At 37.7% G+C, this 17,868-nt stretch carries 14 protein-coding genes and 1 pseudogene; 6 read left to right on the top strand and 9 right to left on the bottom strand.

The window, feature by feature from the left end:
• The 3 genes from rplM to RVS70_RS08875 all read left to right on the top strand — a co-directional run bounded on the left by rplM (position 1) and on the right by RVS70_RS08875 (position 1,514).
• Complete coding sequence (gene rplM / locus RVS70_RS08885; protein ID WP_026680263.1) at positions 1–438, top strand: 50S ribosomal protein L13; 438 nt, start codon at positions 1–3, stop codon at positions 436–438.
• A 19-nt stretch (positions 439–457) separates the two neighbouring features.
• Complete coding sequence (rpsI, locus tag RVS70_RS08880) at positions 458–850, top strand: 30S ribosomal protein S9 (RefSeq protein ID WP_026680264.1); 393 nt, start codon at positions 458–460, stop codon at positions 848–850.
• 235 nt (positions 851–1,085) lie between these two features.
• A complete protein-coding gene (locus RVS70_RS08875; protein WP_321132912.1) occupies positions 1,086–1,514 on the top strand; it encodes a hypothetical protein in 429 nt (142 codons plus the stop codon).
• A 182-nt stretch (positions 1,515–1,696) separates the two neighbouring features.
• Here RVS70_RS08875 and RVS70_RS08870 read toward each other — a convergent pair whose 3' ends face one another.
• The 7 genes and pseudogenes from RVS70_RS08870 to RVS70_RS08840 all read right to left on the bottom strand — a co-directional run bounded on the left by RVS70_RS08870 (position 1,697) and on the right by RVS70_RS08840 (position 7,514).
• The gene (locus RVS70_RS08870) at positions 1,697–1,993 is read right to left on the bottom strand and encodes a hypothetical protein (RefSeq protein ID WP_321132910.1); all 297 of its coding nucleotides are present in this window, start codon (positions 1,991–1,993) and stop codon (positions 1,697–1,699) included.
• A 61-nt stretch (positions 1,994–2,054) separates the two neighbouring features.
• Entirely contained in the window at positions 2,055–2,327 is a 273-nt protein-coding gene (locus tag RVS70_RS08865) for a hypothetical protein (protein ID WP_026680287.1), read from the bottom strand.
• 518 nt (positions 2,328–2,845) lie between these two features.
• A complete protein-coding gene (locus tag RVS70_RS08860; protein WP_121604306.1) occupies positions 2,846–3,538 on the bottom strand; it encodes an ABC transporter permease in 693 nt (230 codons plus the stop codon).
• Complete coding sequence (locus tag RVS70_RS08855) at positions 3,535–4,455, bottom strand: ATP-binding cassette domain-containing protein (protein ID WP_026680289.1); 921 nt, start codon at positions 4,453–4,455, stop codon at positions 3,535–3,537. The genes RVS70_RS08860 and RVS70_RS08855 overlap by 4 nt, the downstream gene beginning before the upstream one ends.
• Positions 4,456–4,457: 2 nt before the next feature.
• Positions 4,458–5,398: pseudogene (locus RVS70_RS08850) on the bottom strand (sensor histidine kinase).
• The gene (locus RVS70_RS08845) at positions 5,399–6,103 is read right to left on the bottom strand and encodes a response regulator transcription factor (protein ID WP_034678593.1); all 705 of its coding nucleotides are present in this window, start codon (positions 6,101–6,103) and stop codon (positions 5,399–5,401) included.
• A gap of 70 nt (positions 6,104–6,173) precedes the next feature.
• Complete coding sequence (locus RVS70_RS08840; RefSeq protein ID WP_414617171.1) at positions 6,174–7,514, bottom strand: alpha/beta hydrolase family protein; 1,341 nt, start codon at positions 7,512–7,514, stop codon at positions 6,174–6,176.
• A 572-nt stretch (positions 7,515–8,086) separates the two neighbouring features.
• Between RVS70_RS08840 and RVS70_RS08835 the strand changes: the two genes are divergently transcribed.
• The gene (locus RVS70_RS08835; protein ID WP_321132908.1) at positions 8,087–8,953 is read left to right on the top strand and encodes an SDR family oxidoreductase; all 867 of its coding nucleotides are present in this window, start codon (positions 8,087–8,089) and stop codon (positions 8,951–8,953) included.
• Between the two features lie 11 nt (positions 8,954–8,964).
• Complete coding sequence (locus RVS70_RS08830; RefSeq protein ID WP_026680294.1) at positions 8,965–9,522, top strand: TetR/AcrR family transcriptional regulator; 558 nt, start codon at positions 8,965–8,967, stop codon at positions 9,520–9,522.
• Positions 9,523–9,731: 209 nt separating this feature from the next.
• Here the strand turns inward: RVS70_RS08830 and RVS70_RS08825 are convergent, their stop codons facing one another.
• Positions 9,732–10,313: a class D sortase gene (locus RVS70_RS08825; RefSeq protein ID WP_205389413.1), complete on the bottom strand. Its 582-nt coding sequence runs from the start codon at positions 10,311–10,313 to the stop codon at positions 9,732–9,734.
• A 305-nt stretch (positions 10,314–10,618) separates the two neighbouring features.
• Positions 10,619–15,775: a SpaA isopeptide-forming pilin-related protein gene (locus RVS70_RS08820; protein WP_321132904.1), complete on the bottom strand. Its 5,157-nt coding sequence runs from the start codon at positions 15,773–15,775 to the stop codon at positions 10,619–10,621.
• A gap of 440 nt (positions 15,776–16,215) precedes the next feature.
• On the opposite strand from RVS70_RS08820, the gene RVS70_RS08815 reads away from it, so the two are divergent.
• On the top strand, positions 16,216–17,229 hold the full coding sequence (locus tag RVS70_RS08815) for an NADP-dependent oxidoreductase (protein WP_026680297.1): 1,014 nt from the start codon (positions 16,216–16,218) through the stop codon (positions 17,227–17,229).
• Positions 17,230–17,868: the final 639 nt, after the last annotated feature.

Raw genomic sequence — 17,868 nt, 5'->3', positions numbered from 1 at the left:
ATGCGCACAACTTTCATGGCAAATGAAAATAATATTGAACGCAAATGGCTAGTTGTTGATGCAGAAGGCAAGCGTTTAGGACGCTTAGCGAGTGAAGTTGCTGCGATCCTTCGTGGAAAGCATAAGCCAACTTACACACCACATGCAGACACTGGTGACCATGTGATTATCATTAACGCAGAAAAAGTAGAATTAAGTGGTAAGAAAATTACAGATAAAATTTACTATCGCCATACAAACCACCCTGGTGGACTTAAAGAGCGTACTGCATACGAAATGCGTACGAAATATCCTGAGCAAATGCTAGAGCTTGCTGTTAAAGGAATGCTTCCTAAAGGCTCTCTAGGACGTAAAATGGGTAAAAAATTACACGTATTCAGAGGATCTGAACACACTCATCAAGCACAAAAACCGGAAGTTTACGAGCTTCGTGGGTAACTAAAAGGAGGTAAACATTTTGGCACAAGTACAATACTATGGCACAGGTCGTCGTAAAAAATCAACTGCACGCGTACGTTTAGTACCTGGTACAGGTAATGTTACAATTAACGGACGTAACGCATCAGATTATTTCCCATACGAAACACAAATTTTAATTTTAAATCAGCCGCTAGTGGCTACTGAAACTCAAGGTACTTATGACGTTATTGTTAACGTTCATGGTGGAGGTTTTACTGGTCAAGCTGGTGCTATCCGTCACGGAATCGCACGTGCGCTTCTTGAAGCTGATCCAGAATATCGTGGATCTCTTAAAACAGAAGGCTACCTAACTCGTGATGCTCGTATGAAAGAGCGTAAGAAATACGGTCTTAAAAAAGCACGTCGTGCACCTCAGTTCTCAAAACGTTAAAATATCAACGTTTCAAAGACTCTTATCCAACTTGGATAAGGGTCTTTTTTATAATCATTTTCAGCTTGTGACTATATTTTGACTATATTTATTCAGATTCCATGAATGGTTCCATTTTTTATTAAGGTAATTACTATTATGATTATAAAATGAATTTAATGGAAAATTTACAAAAAAATGAATGAAGATGTGAATATTTGTAGAAATAGTTAAATGTAGTTAAAGGAGGTGAGATATGTTGAAAAAGATTCTTGCACTAATAATTTTTCCCGTCATGATTATTTTAGCTTCTCAGACCTTCCCCTCAGAACCAATCGCAGCTGAAACTACTGGAAATGAAAGTCCTAAAAATGAAATTAATGCAGTAAAGTATTTCGGTCCATTTCCTTTTACAACAAGAGATGGTAAATGGGACGGTCAATTTTCTGTTCCTTCGCTAGGCGATGTTACAATTAGACTCTCGGGGGAGGATTTATATTGGGAGATAGGGCGAGTGCGGATATGTAATAGGGACTCTGGTAGATGTACACTATGGGGACCCCTTTCAGTAGGTACTCAACCTTCCAGAACAATTACTGACGTTTTACCAGGTGTATATTATGTAGATGTAGATTACGCGATGAATGTATTCTCTGGTACAAGCACAATTGAAGTAAGATATTAAATAAATAGGTGATTTAGAGCTGATATAAGACGTTAGGTAGTATTCGGCTCCTATCGTCTTATATGCAGCCCTGAAAATATATTTGTTCGTGAACTGGATGAATTAGTAAAGTTAGTGATACGTTTGGTTCAGGTAATGATGACAATCCAATTTTATTGAGTGAATTATGTACAGAAAGAAGGCTAATTGTACCTTCTTAACCGTTTTTTATTTAATTTTACTTGTGATAAATCGTTCAATTCTCTTGTAGAGTGATGTTTGTTTCTATGGGTTAAATCCTCTAATTTTCTAACTGCAGCGCTAAATTCATTGTCGGAGATTTGTTTTGTAGTTAAAAGAGTACATAACATTGCATATGCAATTGGAGTTGTATCAACTATAACCTCTACATCCACATCTGAATTACCGCTGTATCCAATTGTAGATAGACTTTCATTATTGAAGTCTATTGAGCGACCATTTTTTAATGAATTTTGCAAATTTATTCCCCACTTTCATAGAAAAAGAGTGGGATAAATTATATTACCCCACTAGTACTTATTAATAGTATTTCTTACGTTTCCTGTCATCGTCGTCTTCATCATCGGAAATAACATTAACATAAGAGTTGCCACTTTTAGTGATCTTCGCAATGTTGAAATTGCGGTTTTTGTTTTTTAAGTCATTGTCGTTATCATTATCATTATCGTTATCAACATGAATATCACTGTCGAAATCTACATCGGCTTTAGCTTTTGCATCTGCATCTGCTTTTGCGGTAGAGAAAAACTCTTGATTACCATCTTTATCAAATTTTCTCTTTGGCCTCCACATACAATTTCCCTCCTTTATTTTCGATTTAATATAATATATTCAATGTTACCCTTAATTGAGTTGGCAGTTATCTTAAGTCAATTGCTTGTTTTATTTTTAAATAAAAATAACCACTAACAATATCATAAATTGAGCCCTCCATATGAAATGAAGGGCCAGGAAATAACATGTGGAAAGACCCTTAACAGGTCTATAATAAAGTATTCAATTAGCCGTAATTTGTGTAGGCTACTTTATTAAATCAATCATGATAGCAATTAATCAAGATATAAATTTCAAGCTACAAATAGAAAGTACTATTTATGTGTGGATTGATTAAAAAAGCCCCTCATAAGAGGAGCTTTTTAGGTTGTGTTGGTGTGACACTGTGGGTAACTACATTATATAGTGCGCAATAACTAAGGATCAGCATTTATATAGCTAGTTCCTATTTCAAAAAGTTAGATTTTAAATCTAACTTTTTAGGGGTACCTCACCTTTAATTTACTAGTAAATATCCTCTGAGAATTCTACCTCCATTACAATATATCTTCTCTCTCGGCTTTGTAGATCATCCAGTATGCACCCACAGCTCCAATCACTGCCAGCGTCATTTCGACAGCAGGAGTTACAGTATATGTAGGCCCGTTATTCATGGAAATGGAGGTAAACTCGATAATGAAAACAGAAACAATTGTCGTCGTTGGTGATTTCCGAAGCATTCCCAAAACAAGTGGAATCCAGCTACTCATCGTCTTTAAAACGGCATGAATAAGAATTTCCATCATTTGATTGGATATGATTGGGGAAGTAAGAGGTTCCTTGACGAAATCATATTTGACGTTTAACCCGATTAAGACAAGATTAATGAACAGATTGGAGATGATAATAATAACAAAGGTAACAAGCGAGATTAATGCCAGCTTGGATATAAGCAGCTTCTGTCTCCTAATTGGATAGGTGAATAGCACTGAGGTTGTCTTATTCACGTACTCACCGACAATTATTCGAGCCATTAGTATTGCAGCAAATATTACGAACGTAAAATTCACCATGGAACGAGTTAAATCAAATGCAACGTTGTAGGTTGGGTGTATGTAGGTGTTTTCCACTGACCACTGTAACATCATCATCCAGACCAAAACCGTCATCACCAAGTTTGACACTATAACACACAAGAAATATCCATTCAGTTTAAATTTTTTTAATTCCAACTTTATTAGCGAAATCATGTATCCCCACTGCCTTGCAGAAGATTTAAAAAATAGTCCTCCAGCGTTTGATTCTTGCGTCTGATTTCTCCAATGTCAACTCCATTCAGAATTAGCGTTCGTACAATTTCAGGTTGAGGTAAACTTAAATCATAGATACGAATTGTCGATTCATTTATCAATTTAAAATTGCACATTTCTAGCTTATTAGACAATATGCTAACTGCTTTCACGACATCCTTTGTCACCAATTCAATATACTCCGTCCAGTCCCTTTGGATGTTCTCCATTGCCACTTCTCGGATAAGCTTGCCTTCACGAATGACACCAATCGTATTTGCGATTAGCTCTAACTCCCGAAGTAAGTGGCTAGTTAGAAACACCGTCATTCCATATTCTTTACTCAATGCGGAAATCAGGTTTCGCATGTTCTTCAATCCAACCGGATCAAGACCATTGATTGGCTCATCCAAAAGTAACAGCTCCGGTCGGGTCGATATTGCCCGGGCTAATCCAAGGCGTTGCTTCATGCCAAGTGAATAGCTTTTTACAGTTTTGGCTCCTTCAACGGTTAAGCCGACCAATGCAAGTGCTTCATCGATAGACCGGTGATCGTGATAACCCATGTATGCACAGTGTAGCTCCAGATTTTCCCGAGCAGTTAGCTTTTCATAAAATATTGGATAATCAATCAAGCTACCTATTCGCTTCTTAGATTTGCAGTCACCAGTTATAAGTCTCTCTCCGAAAAGTTCAATCACTCCTTCAGTTGGCTTCCATAAGCCCGTAAGCAGCTTCATGACCGATGTTTTGCCAGCTCCATTCAGACCTAAGAGTCCGTAGATTTCTCCTTTCTTAATGTGAAGGTTCACATCGGACAAGATGTTGTTCCCACTCAGGTTCTTGCTAAGTCTACTCGTGCTAACGACGTATGTCATGGTTAGTCCTCTCCTTTTAACGATTTTAATCGAATTGTAAATGTCGTTCGCACGAATGGATGACTCTTGAGCGTTATTTCGCCATGTGAATGTTCGACAAGACGTTTCGTTATTGTTAAGCCCAGTCCGCTTCCTTGATAGAGTCGGTTCTGGAATCTTCGAGCGTGTACATGCGCTCAAATACTTTGTCGCTGTGTGATTCACCAATTCCTTTGCCACGATCCCACACATCTATATAGACATGGGAATCATCGCCGCGCAATGTTAGGCCGACGGTTAGACCCTCTTTTCCATACCGAACAGCATTAGAAATGAGGTTTTGCAATATACGATCCAAAGCTTCCTCGTTGCCCAATGCGTACATTGGTTGATCTGGTATATCAATGATGGCTTCCAATCCAGCAGATTCAATATCATTATAATGAAAAAGTAGATTATTTTTGCAAATTTCATTTATATTTACATAGGTTAGTGGCAAAGCTTTGTCCCCGGATTCCAAGCGGGCCAAGTCGAAGAACTTATTAATCAGTTGCAAAATCTCCGAAGTTTTGGTCTGCACTTTCAGAAGAGTCTGTTTCCTTGCTTCCTTCGTCATCTCTTTGTCGCACACGATTGTCTCAATTAAACCAATCACGACTGTGAGTGGCGTTTTTAAATCATGTGAAATATTGGCCAGCATTTTACGGATTCCAACTTCCTTCTTTGCATGTTTGAGGAACTCCTCGTTTTTCTTCTCAAGCAGTCGGTTCAGTTCGACTAGAAGGTTTTTTAATGCTGGATCATTCGTGAACAGAAGTACTTTTTCGGTTTGATTTTTCTCTATAATTGTCCGAAGCTTGTCACGGATGTAAAAGAGATGGGCGTCTCGCCCCCTAGCTAACCGGTATTGTGAAATGTTGAACATAATTAGAGCTAAGATAATGCCAATTAGAATACCAGTCATTCAAAACTCCCCTAGCTTATATCCGATACCCCACAGCGTCTTAATATATTGAGGTTTCGAGGAACGATCCTCGATTTTGTCTCGTAGACGGCTGATTTGTACGTTAATACTATTCTCGTCGCTGTAGTATTCTTCGTTCCATACTGCACGATAAATATGTTCTTTTGTGAATACTTTATTCGGATTGCTGGCGAGTAAATATAAAATTTGAAATTCTTTGGATGTTAACATAATGTCCTGGCCATTCTTAGTGACAGTGAAGTCGTCTACATTAATTGTTAATTCTCCAACCTTCAATACTCGTGACACAGATTTTTTTTCGACAACAGTGGGTGAATATTTTGTCGTACGACGGATCATCGCCTTTACTCTGGCCGTAAGCTCGATTAACGAGAAAGGTTTAACGATATAATCGTCTGCTCCGAATTCGAGACCTACTACTTTGTCCACATCATCATCTTTGGCCGATATAATTAGAACCGGGGTGGTGTTATATACTCTGACTAGCTTCAAAAACTCCAACCCGTCTAGCTTTGGGAGCATTAGATCGAGCAGAACCAAATCATATTGTTGACTCATGACAGCCTGTATCCCTTGCTCACCATCGTATGTACAGACAACATCGAATCCTTCCTTACGTAGATAATTTGCAACCATGTCACTGATAGAGTAATCATCTTCTACTAACAATATTTGTGTTTTCATACCCGAATTGTATCAAAAGTCAAAAAAATAGTAAATGAAAGGGAATTCTCCGTATCGGTCATTAAATCACTTATTTACTTTGAAAATGAACCTCCGGATATTTAGCCCCTAATTGTTTTAACACATTATCATCTGTTCCTCTCAAATACTGATCGAAGAATGCAAGCGTGAATTCATTAACTAGAAGATGAATTTGCACAGTATCTTCACCTTTTGCACGCATCAGTGGGCTGTACAAGTTAAGATCAGTAAAGCTAGTATGGTTTGAATTCGGAATGACCAAAGATAATGCACCACTTGCGACAACTTTTTCATATCTTGACATAAGGTCGTAAAAGTCTTTCTCAAGCGCTTCACGATTTCTTCCTGTCTGTTTTAAAATCTCTTCCGGAGTAATTTCATCCAGATCTGCCTCGAATCGATCCACATCTAGTGAGGACGCGGAGTACATCAAGAAAAGTGGCTTTTGAACACTCTTCTCAGGAACTGGTCCTCCAAACAGTGATCCGTCCATATTTATGGCAGCTTTTACGCGATCATCTTGCAATAGCATTCGATACGCCGTGGCACCTCCATAGGAATGCCCGAACATGCCAATTTTCTCGAGATCAAGCCTTCCCTTGAATTGATCGTCCTCTCCGCCCTTATCCAACTCTTCAAGCTGATCAAGTACGAAAGTAACATCTTCTGACCAAATGGACATCCTCTCATCGAACTCAGCAAGAGTGTTCGGTTCATCTTCAGTCGAATATTTCACTGTTCTACCATCTGGAAAAACCGTTGCTCCCGCATTATAAGTATGATCAATGCCAACGACAATATATCCACGACTTGCTAGTTCTTCAACTTGAAACGTATTCTGATTACGGTTGCCGGCATTACCGTGCGAGAAAATTAGCACAGGATAACGTTCCTGCCTATCAGACAAAATACCCTCAGAAAACGAATGCACACGGACAAGACCTAAATGGCTCATCATAAAATCAGGTAGCCCCATTAGTTGCGCCATTCCCTCCTCTTTTTCCGGCACATCTCTCATATATTGATTAGTCCTCTTCTCGCTCTCTTCGTTTGCTGGATACCAAACTTGTACCATCAACTCGCGCTTAGCTTCCGGATCTATCCCAAACGTTTCTTTGCGTTTTTCGTCCGTCCAATGATAGGATACTGTTCCTACCGAGTGATTTCCTGTTGGTTTCTCAAATGAGAATACAGGCATGACAATAGGTGGAATGATTGTGATTGCTAGATAAACAGTGAGTAGTACAGTTTGAATAGTCAATACATACCACTTTCTGGGTTTTATATTCTTTCGTTTGACATACAGATACGCCGTTAACAAAACAGGTGTTAAATAAGCCGGAATCATTCGCCAGCTTACGCCCTCTGCAACCATCTGTACAATTACCATAAAATATCCCACGGCCAAAGGCCAAAGAGATACTATGTTTGTGGAGGCTTTTTTCCTCCTTATAAACACCCAATACAATAATCCAAAATTAACAACGACAAGTATTATCTCTAAAAATCTCATATTATTATTACTCCTTTCTGATTTAAATCTTGCAACTGATTCAATTTCTATTGTAAAAGTAATACATGTCGTTTTTCTTTCTTCATTCTTACATATTTCTTTCATACGATAAATTTACCCCGATAATTTGGTACTCACCAACAACCTCAAATCTTGCTTTCTTTGCGGAGTACCGCCATATATCACCATCTGGGATGGGAGCGTATTAATTTTCTTGGAGAATATAGGTTTGATGCTAATAGATTACTAGCTAATTCTCTTAGACCCTTAAATAAAACTTAAACCAATAACAAGCCAAATTCCTTAACGTACAAGAATTTGGCTTTCATAATGTCGAAATTTGCTAAGCGTATAAAATTTTCGAAATGACGGTACCTTTTTATTGTAATTTTAGACCGATCAGTCTAAAATGAAAGTAAGCTAAATTATATTACTGGAGTGAGATGAAGATGAAACGCGTATTAGTAGCTGGGGCAACAGGTTACCTAGGGCGATATGTTGTAAAGGAACTTAAACAGGCGGGATATTATGTAAAGGTATTGGTCCGATCACCAGCAAAGTTAAAGCAAGAGGGGGCTTTCTCTTCCCCAGTTATCTATGAATTCATTGATGATATTGCTGTGGGGGATGTTTCCAAGGCAGAAACCATTCAAGGTATTTGCGCAGATATTGATTACGTTTTTTCCTCAGTAGGTATTACAAGACAAAAAGGTCATTTAACGTTCATGGATGTAGATTATCAGGGGAATCTGCATTTGCTGAAAGAAGCAGAGCACAGTAAGGTACAACGGTTTATGTATATAAATGCGCACGCGACTGAAAATTGTCCTTCTGCATTAATTAAAGCAAAACAGCTATTTGTAGACAAATTAAACAGAAGCTATGTTCCACATATCATCATCAATCCAACGGGTTATTTTTCTGATATGACGGAGCTTTTCACTATGGCCCAAAAAGGAAGGGTATTCTTGTTTGGCAAAGGAGAAAGTAAAATGAATCCCATACATGGGGCTGATCTTGCGGAATATTGTGTAGCATCCTTTTCTAAAGAAGAAATATCACTCGATGTAGGAGGTCCTCATGTTTATACATATCGTCAAATGGCTGAACTATCTATAATGGCCGCTAACCCAAACAGTAAAATTACAAGCGTTCCACTGTGGCTTGTTAAAAGTATCTTCCCATTTCTAAGAATTAGTAATAAAAGACAATATGAATTATTGCAGTTTTTCTTTTATGTAATGACACACGATGTTATTGCTGATACCTATGGAAATACTGATTTACAAACTTATTTTGAAAATATGAACGCATAAGGAGAGCAACAATGTCTCATAAAACAAAACAGAGTCTTATCCAAGCTACCATTGATTTGATTATGGAGAATGGACTGGAAAGGCTTACGATTAACAAAGTAATAAAAAAGGCGGAAAGTAGTAAAGGCTCATTTTATTACTATTTTTCTAACATAGACGATTTAATGAAGGAAACATTTTTATATGCCTTAGAACATAGTCTAATTGATTTTTCTTACAATCCAGATAAACCTTTTAAAGAAAATATCCTTTCGTTTGGGCGCTATTTAATTAAAATGTCTACGGAAAAATCACCTGAACATGCGATTATGTTTTTGTGGATCTCCAAATCCTATCAAGATGAAAGCTATCGAAGACAATTTCAGGAGATGCGCAAACAAATTATCGAAGAAAATTCTGTTTCTAAGGATTTTCAGAAGGTATTTCAAGTGGATGTAGAATGGTTATACTTTATTGATGTTGTTATTATAGGGTTTCTTGTTCATTGCCTCCTTCATGATGATGAAGACATACTACTTTCCATCTGGAAACAGCTAACCAATCCTATCGTCTATGCTTCTAGAGTTTAAGTATGAACAATTGTCATCATCGAACAACGCTTCTCAAAGACCCTTAATCAAGTCTAGGTGGGGTCTTTTTAAAGTCACTTTTGAGAACCATAGCCTTACGTTTATTATACGTCAGCAAGTAGTAGTGAGTTTTGTGTAAGTATAGTAAATTAAAAGCCCTCACATTTGTGGGGCTACATTTTTACGCTCATCCAATTTCCAGCAGATTTTCAACTCAATTTACCTTTTACCACAACCCTTTTATCACCAGATAATGTACATGTCAATAGGGTTATCTCAGCTCCGTTATTCTCCAATACTTCCACTGCATCTTCTTCGACGGTCTTAATTTCTGTTACTTTGTAAGAATAACGATCATTGTCTGTTGTTAAAATGATTTCATCACCTTTTTTGACATCTGGAAGGTTACGGAAATGTCGGTCTCCGCGATACCCCCGATGGCCAGCTATTGATATATTATCTGTATTTGGATCTTGATCTTCAACAATCTGAGTTAAACTAATTGCTAAGTTCTCTTCCGTGGTTGATGGTAATACAAACTCCTTTAAATGGATCGACGGAATTTCTAATTCATAAATACTTTTTAATTCTTCTTTCGAAAAGTTTATGTCAGGCGCCGTTTCATTATTTAATCCATCTGTTTTCAATAAATCCATTGCTTGTACAAGTTCTGCATTTTGTTTTGAAGTATACCAATCATAAGATAATGGCACGGCAATGAGTATAGCTCCTAAAACAAGTAATCCTAGCCCCATCCATAGTCTGCCTTTTTTCATCATGATTCGCCTCATTTCACTTCAACCTAAAGGAATAATGTTACAAAGAGGCCGAATCATCTAAGAGAAAAATGAACAACTAGAAAGGATGGCTCGTGCAACGAAGCTTCTCCATCCGTCACTTTCCGTTGGCGACTGGTGAGCTTCTTCGTGCTGAGGTACCTAACCGATGCCTTTTCTTTTAGATAGGGAAGGCTTCGGCAGCAATACATCGCACGTAGAAAAAAATCGCTCTTCTTTTTCAAGGAGGAGATAGAGTCGTACATTGTTCCACTCTAGAATGTTCGTGTATCTCAGCCTCTTTGTAATTTACTTATTTACTATTCTATTAAAGTTCCGCTTCTCATTCGTCTGATATGCGTATACAAAAGGAAACTACCTGATCCAAGAAATATCATACCGATTATAGCTAGATATCGTAACCATTCTTCCCCAGTTTGTGGTAGCTTATCTCCGAAATCTTGGCTAGGTGGCGTCGGTGGTGTATCTCCTTTTTCCATAGGGGTGTTTTCTACAATCACTTCTTTGTTTTTATCTCCTAATTCAATGGTGATATGAATTGGCTTATCTAATTGCACATAACCAGTAGGAGCTTTGATTTCCACTAATTGATAGTCTCCTGGTGTTAATCCCTTTACGATCACGATGCCATTTTCATTTGTTGTTATCGTTGTAATTCGTTCACCCTCACCGTCTAACACGTCAAAGACTGCACCTTCTAAAGTTGTGTCTGTGATCGCATCAACTTTGGTGATTTGTATGTCCGTTTTTAATAAATTGTTGCTAAATTCCAAGTATAGAGGCTCTTGTTGGTCAAAGACGATTTCAAATTCAATAGGAGTTTTATCCAACTGATAACCAAAAGGAGCTTTTGTTTCAATAAACGCATAATTTCCTGGCTTCAGATCATCTACAACTAAGACGCCGTTTTTATCCGTAGTAAGTTCCGTTTTTAGCACTTCGCCTTTTGCATCCACCAACGAGAATACAGCTCCTTCGAGCGTATCTCCCGTTTCACCGACTTTCGTAAGTTCGACTGAACCAGTACGTAGGGGATTCTCAAAATTGACTTTTGCTATTCCTTGTCCCAATCCAATATCAAATGGAATCGGTGTGGTATCTAATTCATACCCTGGGAGTGTTTCTGTTTCTACAAGCTGATAAGAGCCTGGAATTAAATTGTCAATGATAAGTTTACCTTTTTCATCTGTAACAAGGTTTTCTTGTAGTGTTGTTCCGTCGGCATCCTGCAATTCAAACACGACACCTTCTAACAGTTTTCCATCTTCTCCTTCTTTGGTTAACTCTAATGTACTTGGAATATAACTGTTTTCCGCCTCTAGTTCCAGCGTTTCTAGTTGATTGAATGCAATTTCAAATTCGATTGGGGTGTCATCTAACTGATAGCCAAATGGAGCTTCTGTTTCAATAAATGCATAATTTCCTGGTTTTAGGTTCTCAACCGTTAAGATACCCTCTTCATTCGTAGTCAATCCTGTTTTAAGCTCTTCGTCCTTTTCATTCACTAACGTGAAGACAGCACCTTCTAGAGTATCGCCCTCTTCACCAATTTTTGTTAACTCTACAGTCCCTGTACTTAATGGGTTTTCAAAGCTTACCTGCTTTGCTTCTGATTGACCAATTTCAATTTCAAATGGAATTGGTGTAGCATCTATGTCGTATCCTGGAATGGTTGCTGTTTCTACTAGCTGATAGTTACCTGGTTTCAAATGGTCAATCACTAATTTGCCATTCTCATCAGTAAGGAGCTTCTCTTGTAAAGTCCTCCCATCGGCATCCTGTAGTTCAAATTCTACGCCTTCTAGTAGTTCGCCATCTTCTCCTTCTTTAGTTAGTTCGACTGAACCGAGAGCATATGCATTTTCTTTACTTACTTCAATTTGGGCTTGCTGTGCTAATTCGATATCAAACGGAATAGGTGTATCATCTAATTGATATCCTTCTGGAGCTAGAGTTTCTACAAATTTATAGCTTCCTGGCAATAAGTCTTCAACAACAATAATTCCATCTTCATTTGTGGTTAAACCTGTTTCAATTTCTTGTCCATCCTCATTGAATAAAGAGAATTCTGCCCCTTGTAAATGTTCTCCTCCTTCTCCAAGCTTTGTTAATTGAACAGAATTATCTAGATCCATGTATACACCAACACGCGCTGGTTCTACCGGCTGACCTTGATCAGTAGCAATTGCGAATGAGTTCCAAGCAGCCCGTTCTGTTGGGTTAATGGTTTTGTCTAATACACCTTGATCTACTTCCGAAGCGTTAGGAGCTTCCATTGAAAAGTTAATAGTGATATTTTCACCCTCAATCCATTCAACCCCATCTTTCAGTTCTAACTTAAAGGAATGAATAGAGGACCAATCTTCAACCTCCGTTGCCAAAGTCCAATTAGGCTCTTCAGCCGAATCTGGGTTCGATAATTTCTCTGTAGATTCTGGGTAGTTCGTATTTCTGATTAAATCATCACGCTCTGGTGTCATAGCAGAACTATAATAAACATCTACTTTATCGACCCACGAAGCAGGAAGTTGAATTGCTTCCGTTAATTCTGGAGTAAATTGGCTCCCGCGATCAATGTTATCAGTTATCCCTAAATCATTAATAGATGGCATAACATCTATGAGTGTCATACTTGAGATGTCTTTTCCTGAAGTATTGGTTAATGTTAATTGGTAATCAATAGAACCACCTGGGACAGTGCTTCCAAAGTGAGTAAAATCTTCATCTAGTTGCCCCTTAACCAATTTCTCTGTTTGGATATTATACTGTCCACTAATATAATATTCATTGCCAGACTTTAAACGAGGTTGATCTGAATTACCATTCTCATTAAGGTCCTCTACATCCGTTTGTAAAACCGTATCCGTTAACCCAGGGCTTTCAACTGACGGTACGGTTAGTTCCTGATCTCCAGAAAAGCCGTAAACACTAAAAGAGAGTGTATTTGGTGCGCTTTCATCTATTTGAACATTAATTTCTGCGTATAACGAACTACCTGGTCGAAGCAGGCGGTCATTCCAATTAAATTTTACAAGTTGTCTACCACTATCATTATAGTTGTTGCTTATTACGGTATAGTCACCACCTGCTGCAGAAGTAGTATCTATGGATGACCTGCCGTCAGCATCTGTAAATTCCACTTCAGGATTATTAGCAATGTTTATTCCTGGTGGCAATAGTACTACAGTTTCTAATGGTTCATTCATAGCTAAAGTTGAACTGTCTTCAGTGTTTAAATTTACCCGCATTCGATTATCTCCAGGAGCCACATATGAGCCTAGCTGATCTATTAGCTTAACCCCAACAGTAGCTATCGGAGGCTGATCGGTTGGTTTTGGAGCAATCTGTGCAGATCTCGGACCTGCTAGAGGATCAGAATTATATTGGTTACTGAATGCATTACCATCTCCATCTACTCCATAAACATCCCATTCGTTGGTTACAGGTCCTGTATAGCCAGGTTTGACTTCAAAAAAGTAATTAGGTCTGCCTACATTTAACATACCACTTGGAGCATAAGTAAAATCTAGAATAATATCGCTAACTTCATCATTTTCACTGATTCCTAAGTCCGCTCTATTATAAACAGTATCTAAATCAGCATTTTCAACTAGTAATTCCCGTTCACCGTTTACAATTGCTTCGATATTGAAAATAGGATCATTCTTTAAAGGCACTCCATTTGGATAGTCTGCATTCGGTCTATAAATAAATCCCCTAGGTGTTTCTATTTCTTTAAAAATTAGATTTGAATCTATATGATAACTAGTAGTATATTCTTCAAAATCACCTTGGGCACTTTCTGGTAAAGGAGCAATTCCGTGAGAAAAGCCAAGAAGAGCATCATCATAAACAATTGGGTTAGGGTTCCTGTTGCTATTTGGAGCTATGTTTCCTTCACCGTCTAATGGACCAACATGTACCGGAACATACCAATTTCCTTCAATATCGCCATTTGCGGTATCAGAATCAACAATAGTTATACTATCATTCGTATTAACGTTGCTCTCGTTATCACCAATAAATAAAGTATTAAGAGCTACATTATTAGTAAGCGTTTGATTTACAGTGTTATTTCCTACAGAGAGAACCATCTCCATATCGGCATTAAATAATGAATCTTTAGCAGTTTCCTGGTCATCAAATGAAGGAGCATCGAAAGTCCAAATCAGTTGATTTCCATTTTGCTCAGGTTCAGGGCCGTTGATTGTTGAGTCATAAGATAACCCATCAGGTAATGTATCTACAACCGTTATTTGAGAATTTTCGTCAATATAAAGCTGTCCAGTACTGTTTTTAGGAATGTCTACATTTATTTCCCATACAGTTTGGGAGTTCGGGGTAGGTAAGTTTCTTTCATTACCTTGAACGTCCGTAAATCGCTTCGTGATATTTATAGGATTGGACGCATCTACTACAACTAAGGCATTATCATCAACTTTCTTTTGTTCGTCCGCTTCAAAAGAAGCACTTATCTCCAGTTCAGTCCCATCGGGAGTAAAACCATTGCTAGTTTGTAATTTAATAATCTTTTCATAAGTCTGGCCTGTTTTTAGCGTATCAAATTCGTAGACCAATCGATTGTTTTCAGAATCATAGATTGGTTGGACACCGGCAATTTCTAATTCTGATAGTTCTTGGTTAAATGTAATTGTTTCTAAAGTTGGCAAGTCAATAAAAATAGTAGCATTTGTGTATTCAGTTATTGATCCCGTAGTTTTAAAGACAAGTTTATATGCCGCATCATTTCCCGAAAGTACATTAGCATTTCGTGGAGAAATATCGATATCTACATTTAGATTGCCTGAAAAGGGGGAAATGGCTGGTTGCTCACTATTAACCTTTGATTCTGATTTGCTCTTATCAGAGGAGTCAGTTTTTGCTTCCTTTTGAACTAGATTCTGTTCCTCAGCAGTATTCTCTTTTTCTGCTTTTTCTTTTTCAGTATTCCCGCTTTCAGTATTCTGCGTTTTCTCCTCTTCTATCGGCTCGACCTTTTCTTCATCACTTGGACTTGCATTTTTCTGTTCTTTATCGTTTGAAGGTAATTGGAACGTAAAATCCTTCGTTGCTATTAATTTTTTTTCCTTAAATCCTTCAATTTTAATAAGGTTTTCGCCCTCTGTTAAATCTTTAAGTGCAAACCGTATTTCTTTGGTGTTTTCTAAAGAATTTATGTTTAAGCTATGTGATTCTTTATTGTTGGTGATTGTAGCTTGGTCGTTTCCGACAAAATAATCACTATAATTCGAGTTCTTCGGATACGTAACGTTTAATTCATCTATTTCTTCACTTATTACTACTTTGAAAATGGAGTTTTCGGTTGTCCCCTCTTTTTCAAGAGATACTGCTATATCCTCTCCAGCCCCAACACTACCAGCAGCCATAGCAATTGATTGACTAAATTGTGTGAATATCATAGAAAGAATAACCACTATGGAAAACATTTTTTTCATCCTGAATCCTCCAATCATAAATTTTATTACAAATATTTCACCAAGCGTAACACAGTTTTACAGATATTTGTTTAATATTTCAATCATTTTACAATGTTATAAAAATTAGTGTCGAATTTACTAATACTTTGTAACTATTTGTTATGATAAAGAGTATGAAAAATGTAATCTTATGGCATGAATACGGATGAGTTTTTGAATTTGTGAAATGGTCTCTTTGTTTTGTGTAGTAGCAGTTCATAGATACCAAATGTTGTTCGTTTTCCGTTAGGTATTCTTCAAGATATTTGTCTTTGAGCTCTAGCCGCTTAAGCACTCAGCTTTTCATCGTTGATTTCCATTGATACAATGAACCTACATATTTTATAGATGCCATCCATTAATAGATGGCAGATGCACTAAGTAAATTACGCAATATAATACTGTAGGAGGTTTTTTATATGAAGCAGAAACAGCTTATTTTAAATGAAAGACCAAATGGGCTACCAGATGAACGCACTTTCCAATTTGAAGACGTAGAAGTAGGCAACCCAGAAGCGGGTGAGCTTTTATTAAAAACATTATTTGTTTCTGTTGATCCGTATATGAGGGGGAGAATGTCAGATGGTCCGTCATATATTGAACCATTTGAGGTAGGTAAGCCATTAAATGGTGGCGTCGTTTCTCAAGTAATTGAATCAAAAAGCGATCAGTTTGACAAAGGAGATATTGTAACTGGACATTTGGCATTTCAAGAATACCATGTAGTTAGTGATAACCATGTACGGAAGGTTCAAACGTTTGGTCTGCGTCCAAGTGTTGCTCTAGGGCCACTGGGAATGCCTGGATTAACAGCCTATTTTGGTATGATGCATATTGGTGAGCCAAAAGCAGGTGAGACCGTAGTAGTTTCTGGTGCAGCAGGGGCTGTTGGGCAAATTGCCGGGCAACTTGCTAAAAGAGCGGGTGCTAAAGTCGTCGGTATTGTTGGTTCTAAGGAAAAAGCGAGGTATATTACTGAAATACTTGGCTTTGACGATGTGGTTGAATACAAAGAAGGAAATGTGGCTAAGCAATTAGCAGAAGCTTGCCCCGATGGCATTGATGTGTATTATGAAAATGTTGGAGGAGAGATTTCTGATGCTGTTTGGCCATTACTAAATACATTTGCGCGTGTACCGGTATGTGGTGCAATTTCTTCTTATAACTTGGAAGAAGGAGAGTATGATATAGGTTTACGTGTACAGCAGTACCTTATAAAATCAAGAGCGAAGCTACAAGGGTTTATTGTTGGTGATTTTCAAGCGGATTATAAAGAGGCATATGAGGTACTCGGTAAAGCTATTGCTAATGGTGAATTAAAATTTGAGGAAACAATTGTTGATGGATTTTATGCTATTCCAGATGCTTTTCTAGGCTTGTTTTCTGGAGAAAACATTGGCAAGCAGCTTGTAAAGGTTGCAGATAGTGAGTAGAGAAGCATATAAAAGAGGACTGTTTGTGGTTTTCCTTCTGTTAAATAGACAATCTAAAAATATTAAGCCAATGTGATTAGCTTATTCCCTTGTCTATTAATTGAATTGGCGGTGTACTTTCTTAAGTTCACCGCCATAAATGCAAACCTTAGCTCATTTTCCTAGCTCTCACAGACATACAAGTGAAGCTTAAATTATCGCTAAAAAATTCGAAGGTGGGCCTACATTAAAACCACTTTCATCGTGGATGATAAGTAGAACAACCTGTTTCTCGTAAGCATCAAGTAAACACTTCAACACTTCATTCATCTGGAATACGCTCTAAGCTTTATGAATAGTGAAAGCTGTATTTTCATCTTAATAAAGTTTTTGATTTCTACATATAGTGACAGAATCATTTGGTTCATGTCGATTTTGTTTTGCTGTGGTTACTTTACCTTGTTTAGAAGGTATCCATTTTGCGTACAGAGATAGAGAAGGCACTCACTAGTTGATTGGTGAATGCCTTTTTTATAAGTTAAGAAAGTATAAAATCAGTGCAATGACTGCGTTAAGCCAAGTAGTTATTTTGAAATGTTTGATGTATATTGGCAATGCTCCGACTAATTACTTCGCTTTCCGCGGGCACGGCCTCAACTA

The organism is Virgibacillus sp. M23, assembly GCF_034190895.1.
Classification (GTDB): domain Bacteria; phylum Bacillota; class Bacilli; order Bacillales; family Amphibacillaceae; genus Virgibacillus; species Virgibacillus salarius.
Note: the sequence above shows the minus strand (reverse complement) of the source record. Positions and strands in the feature narration are given on the sequence as shown.

Coding starts and splice junctions, on each gene's coding strand:
- rplM (WP_026680263.1), top strand. CDS start 1: ATGCGCACAACTTTCATGGCAAATGAAAATAATATTGAACGCAAATGG.
- RVS70_RS08875 (WP_321132912.1), top strand. CDS start 1,086: ATGTTGAAAAAGATTCTTGCACTAATAATTTTTCCCGTCATGATTATT.
- RVS70_RS08865 (WP_026680287.1), bottom strand. CDS start 2,327: ATGTGGAGGCCAAAGAGAAAATTTGATAAAGATGGTAATCAAGAGTTT.
- RVS70_RS08860 (WP_121604306.1), bottom strand. CDS start 3,538: ATGATTTCGCTAATAAAGTTGGAATTAAAAAAATTTAAACTGAATGGA.
- RVS70_RS08855 (WP_026680289.1), bottom strand. CDS start 4,455: ATGACATACGTCGTTAGCACGAGTAGACTTAGCAAGAACCTGAGTGGG.
- RVS70_RS08845 (WP_034678593.1), bottom strand. CDS start 6,103: ATGAAAACACAAATATTGTTAGTAGAAGATGATTACTCTATCAGTGAC.
- RVS70_RS08840 (WP_414617171.1), bottom strand. CDS start 7,514: ATGGTAATTGTACAGATGGTTGCAGAGGGCGTAAGCTGGCGAATGATT.
- RVS70_RS08835 (WP_321132908.1), top strand. CDS start 8,087: ATGAAACGCGTATTAGTAGCTGGGGCAACAGGTTACCTAGGGCGATAT.
- RVS70_RS08830 (WP_026680294.1), top strand. CDS start 8,965: ATGTCTCATAAAACAAAACAGAGTCTTATCCAAGCTACCATTGATTTG.
- RVS70_RS08825 (WP_205389413.1), bottom strand. CDS start 10,313: ATGAGGCGAATCATGATGAAAAAAGGCAGACTATGGATGGGGCTAGGA.
- RVS70_RS08820 (WP_321132904.1), bottom strand. CDS start 15,775: ATGAAAAAAATGTTTTCCATAGTGGTTATTCTTTCTATGATATTCACA.
- RVS70_RS08815 (WP_026680297.1), top strand. CDS start 16,216: ATGAAGCAGAAACAGCTTATTTTAAATGAAAGACCAAATGGGCTACCA.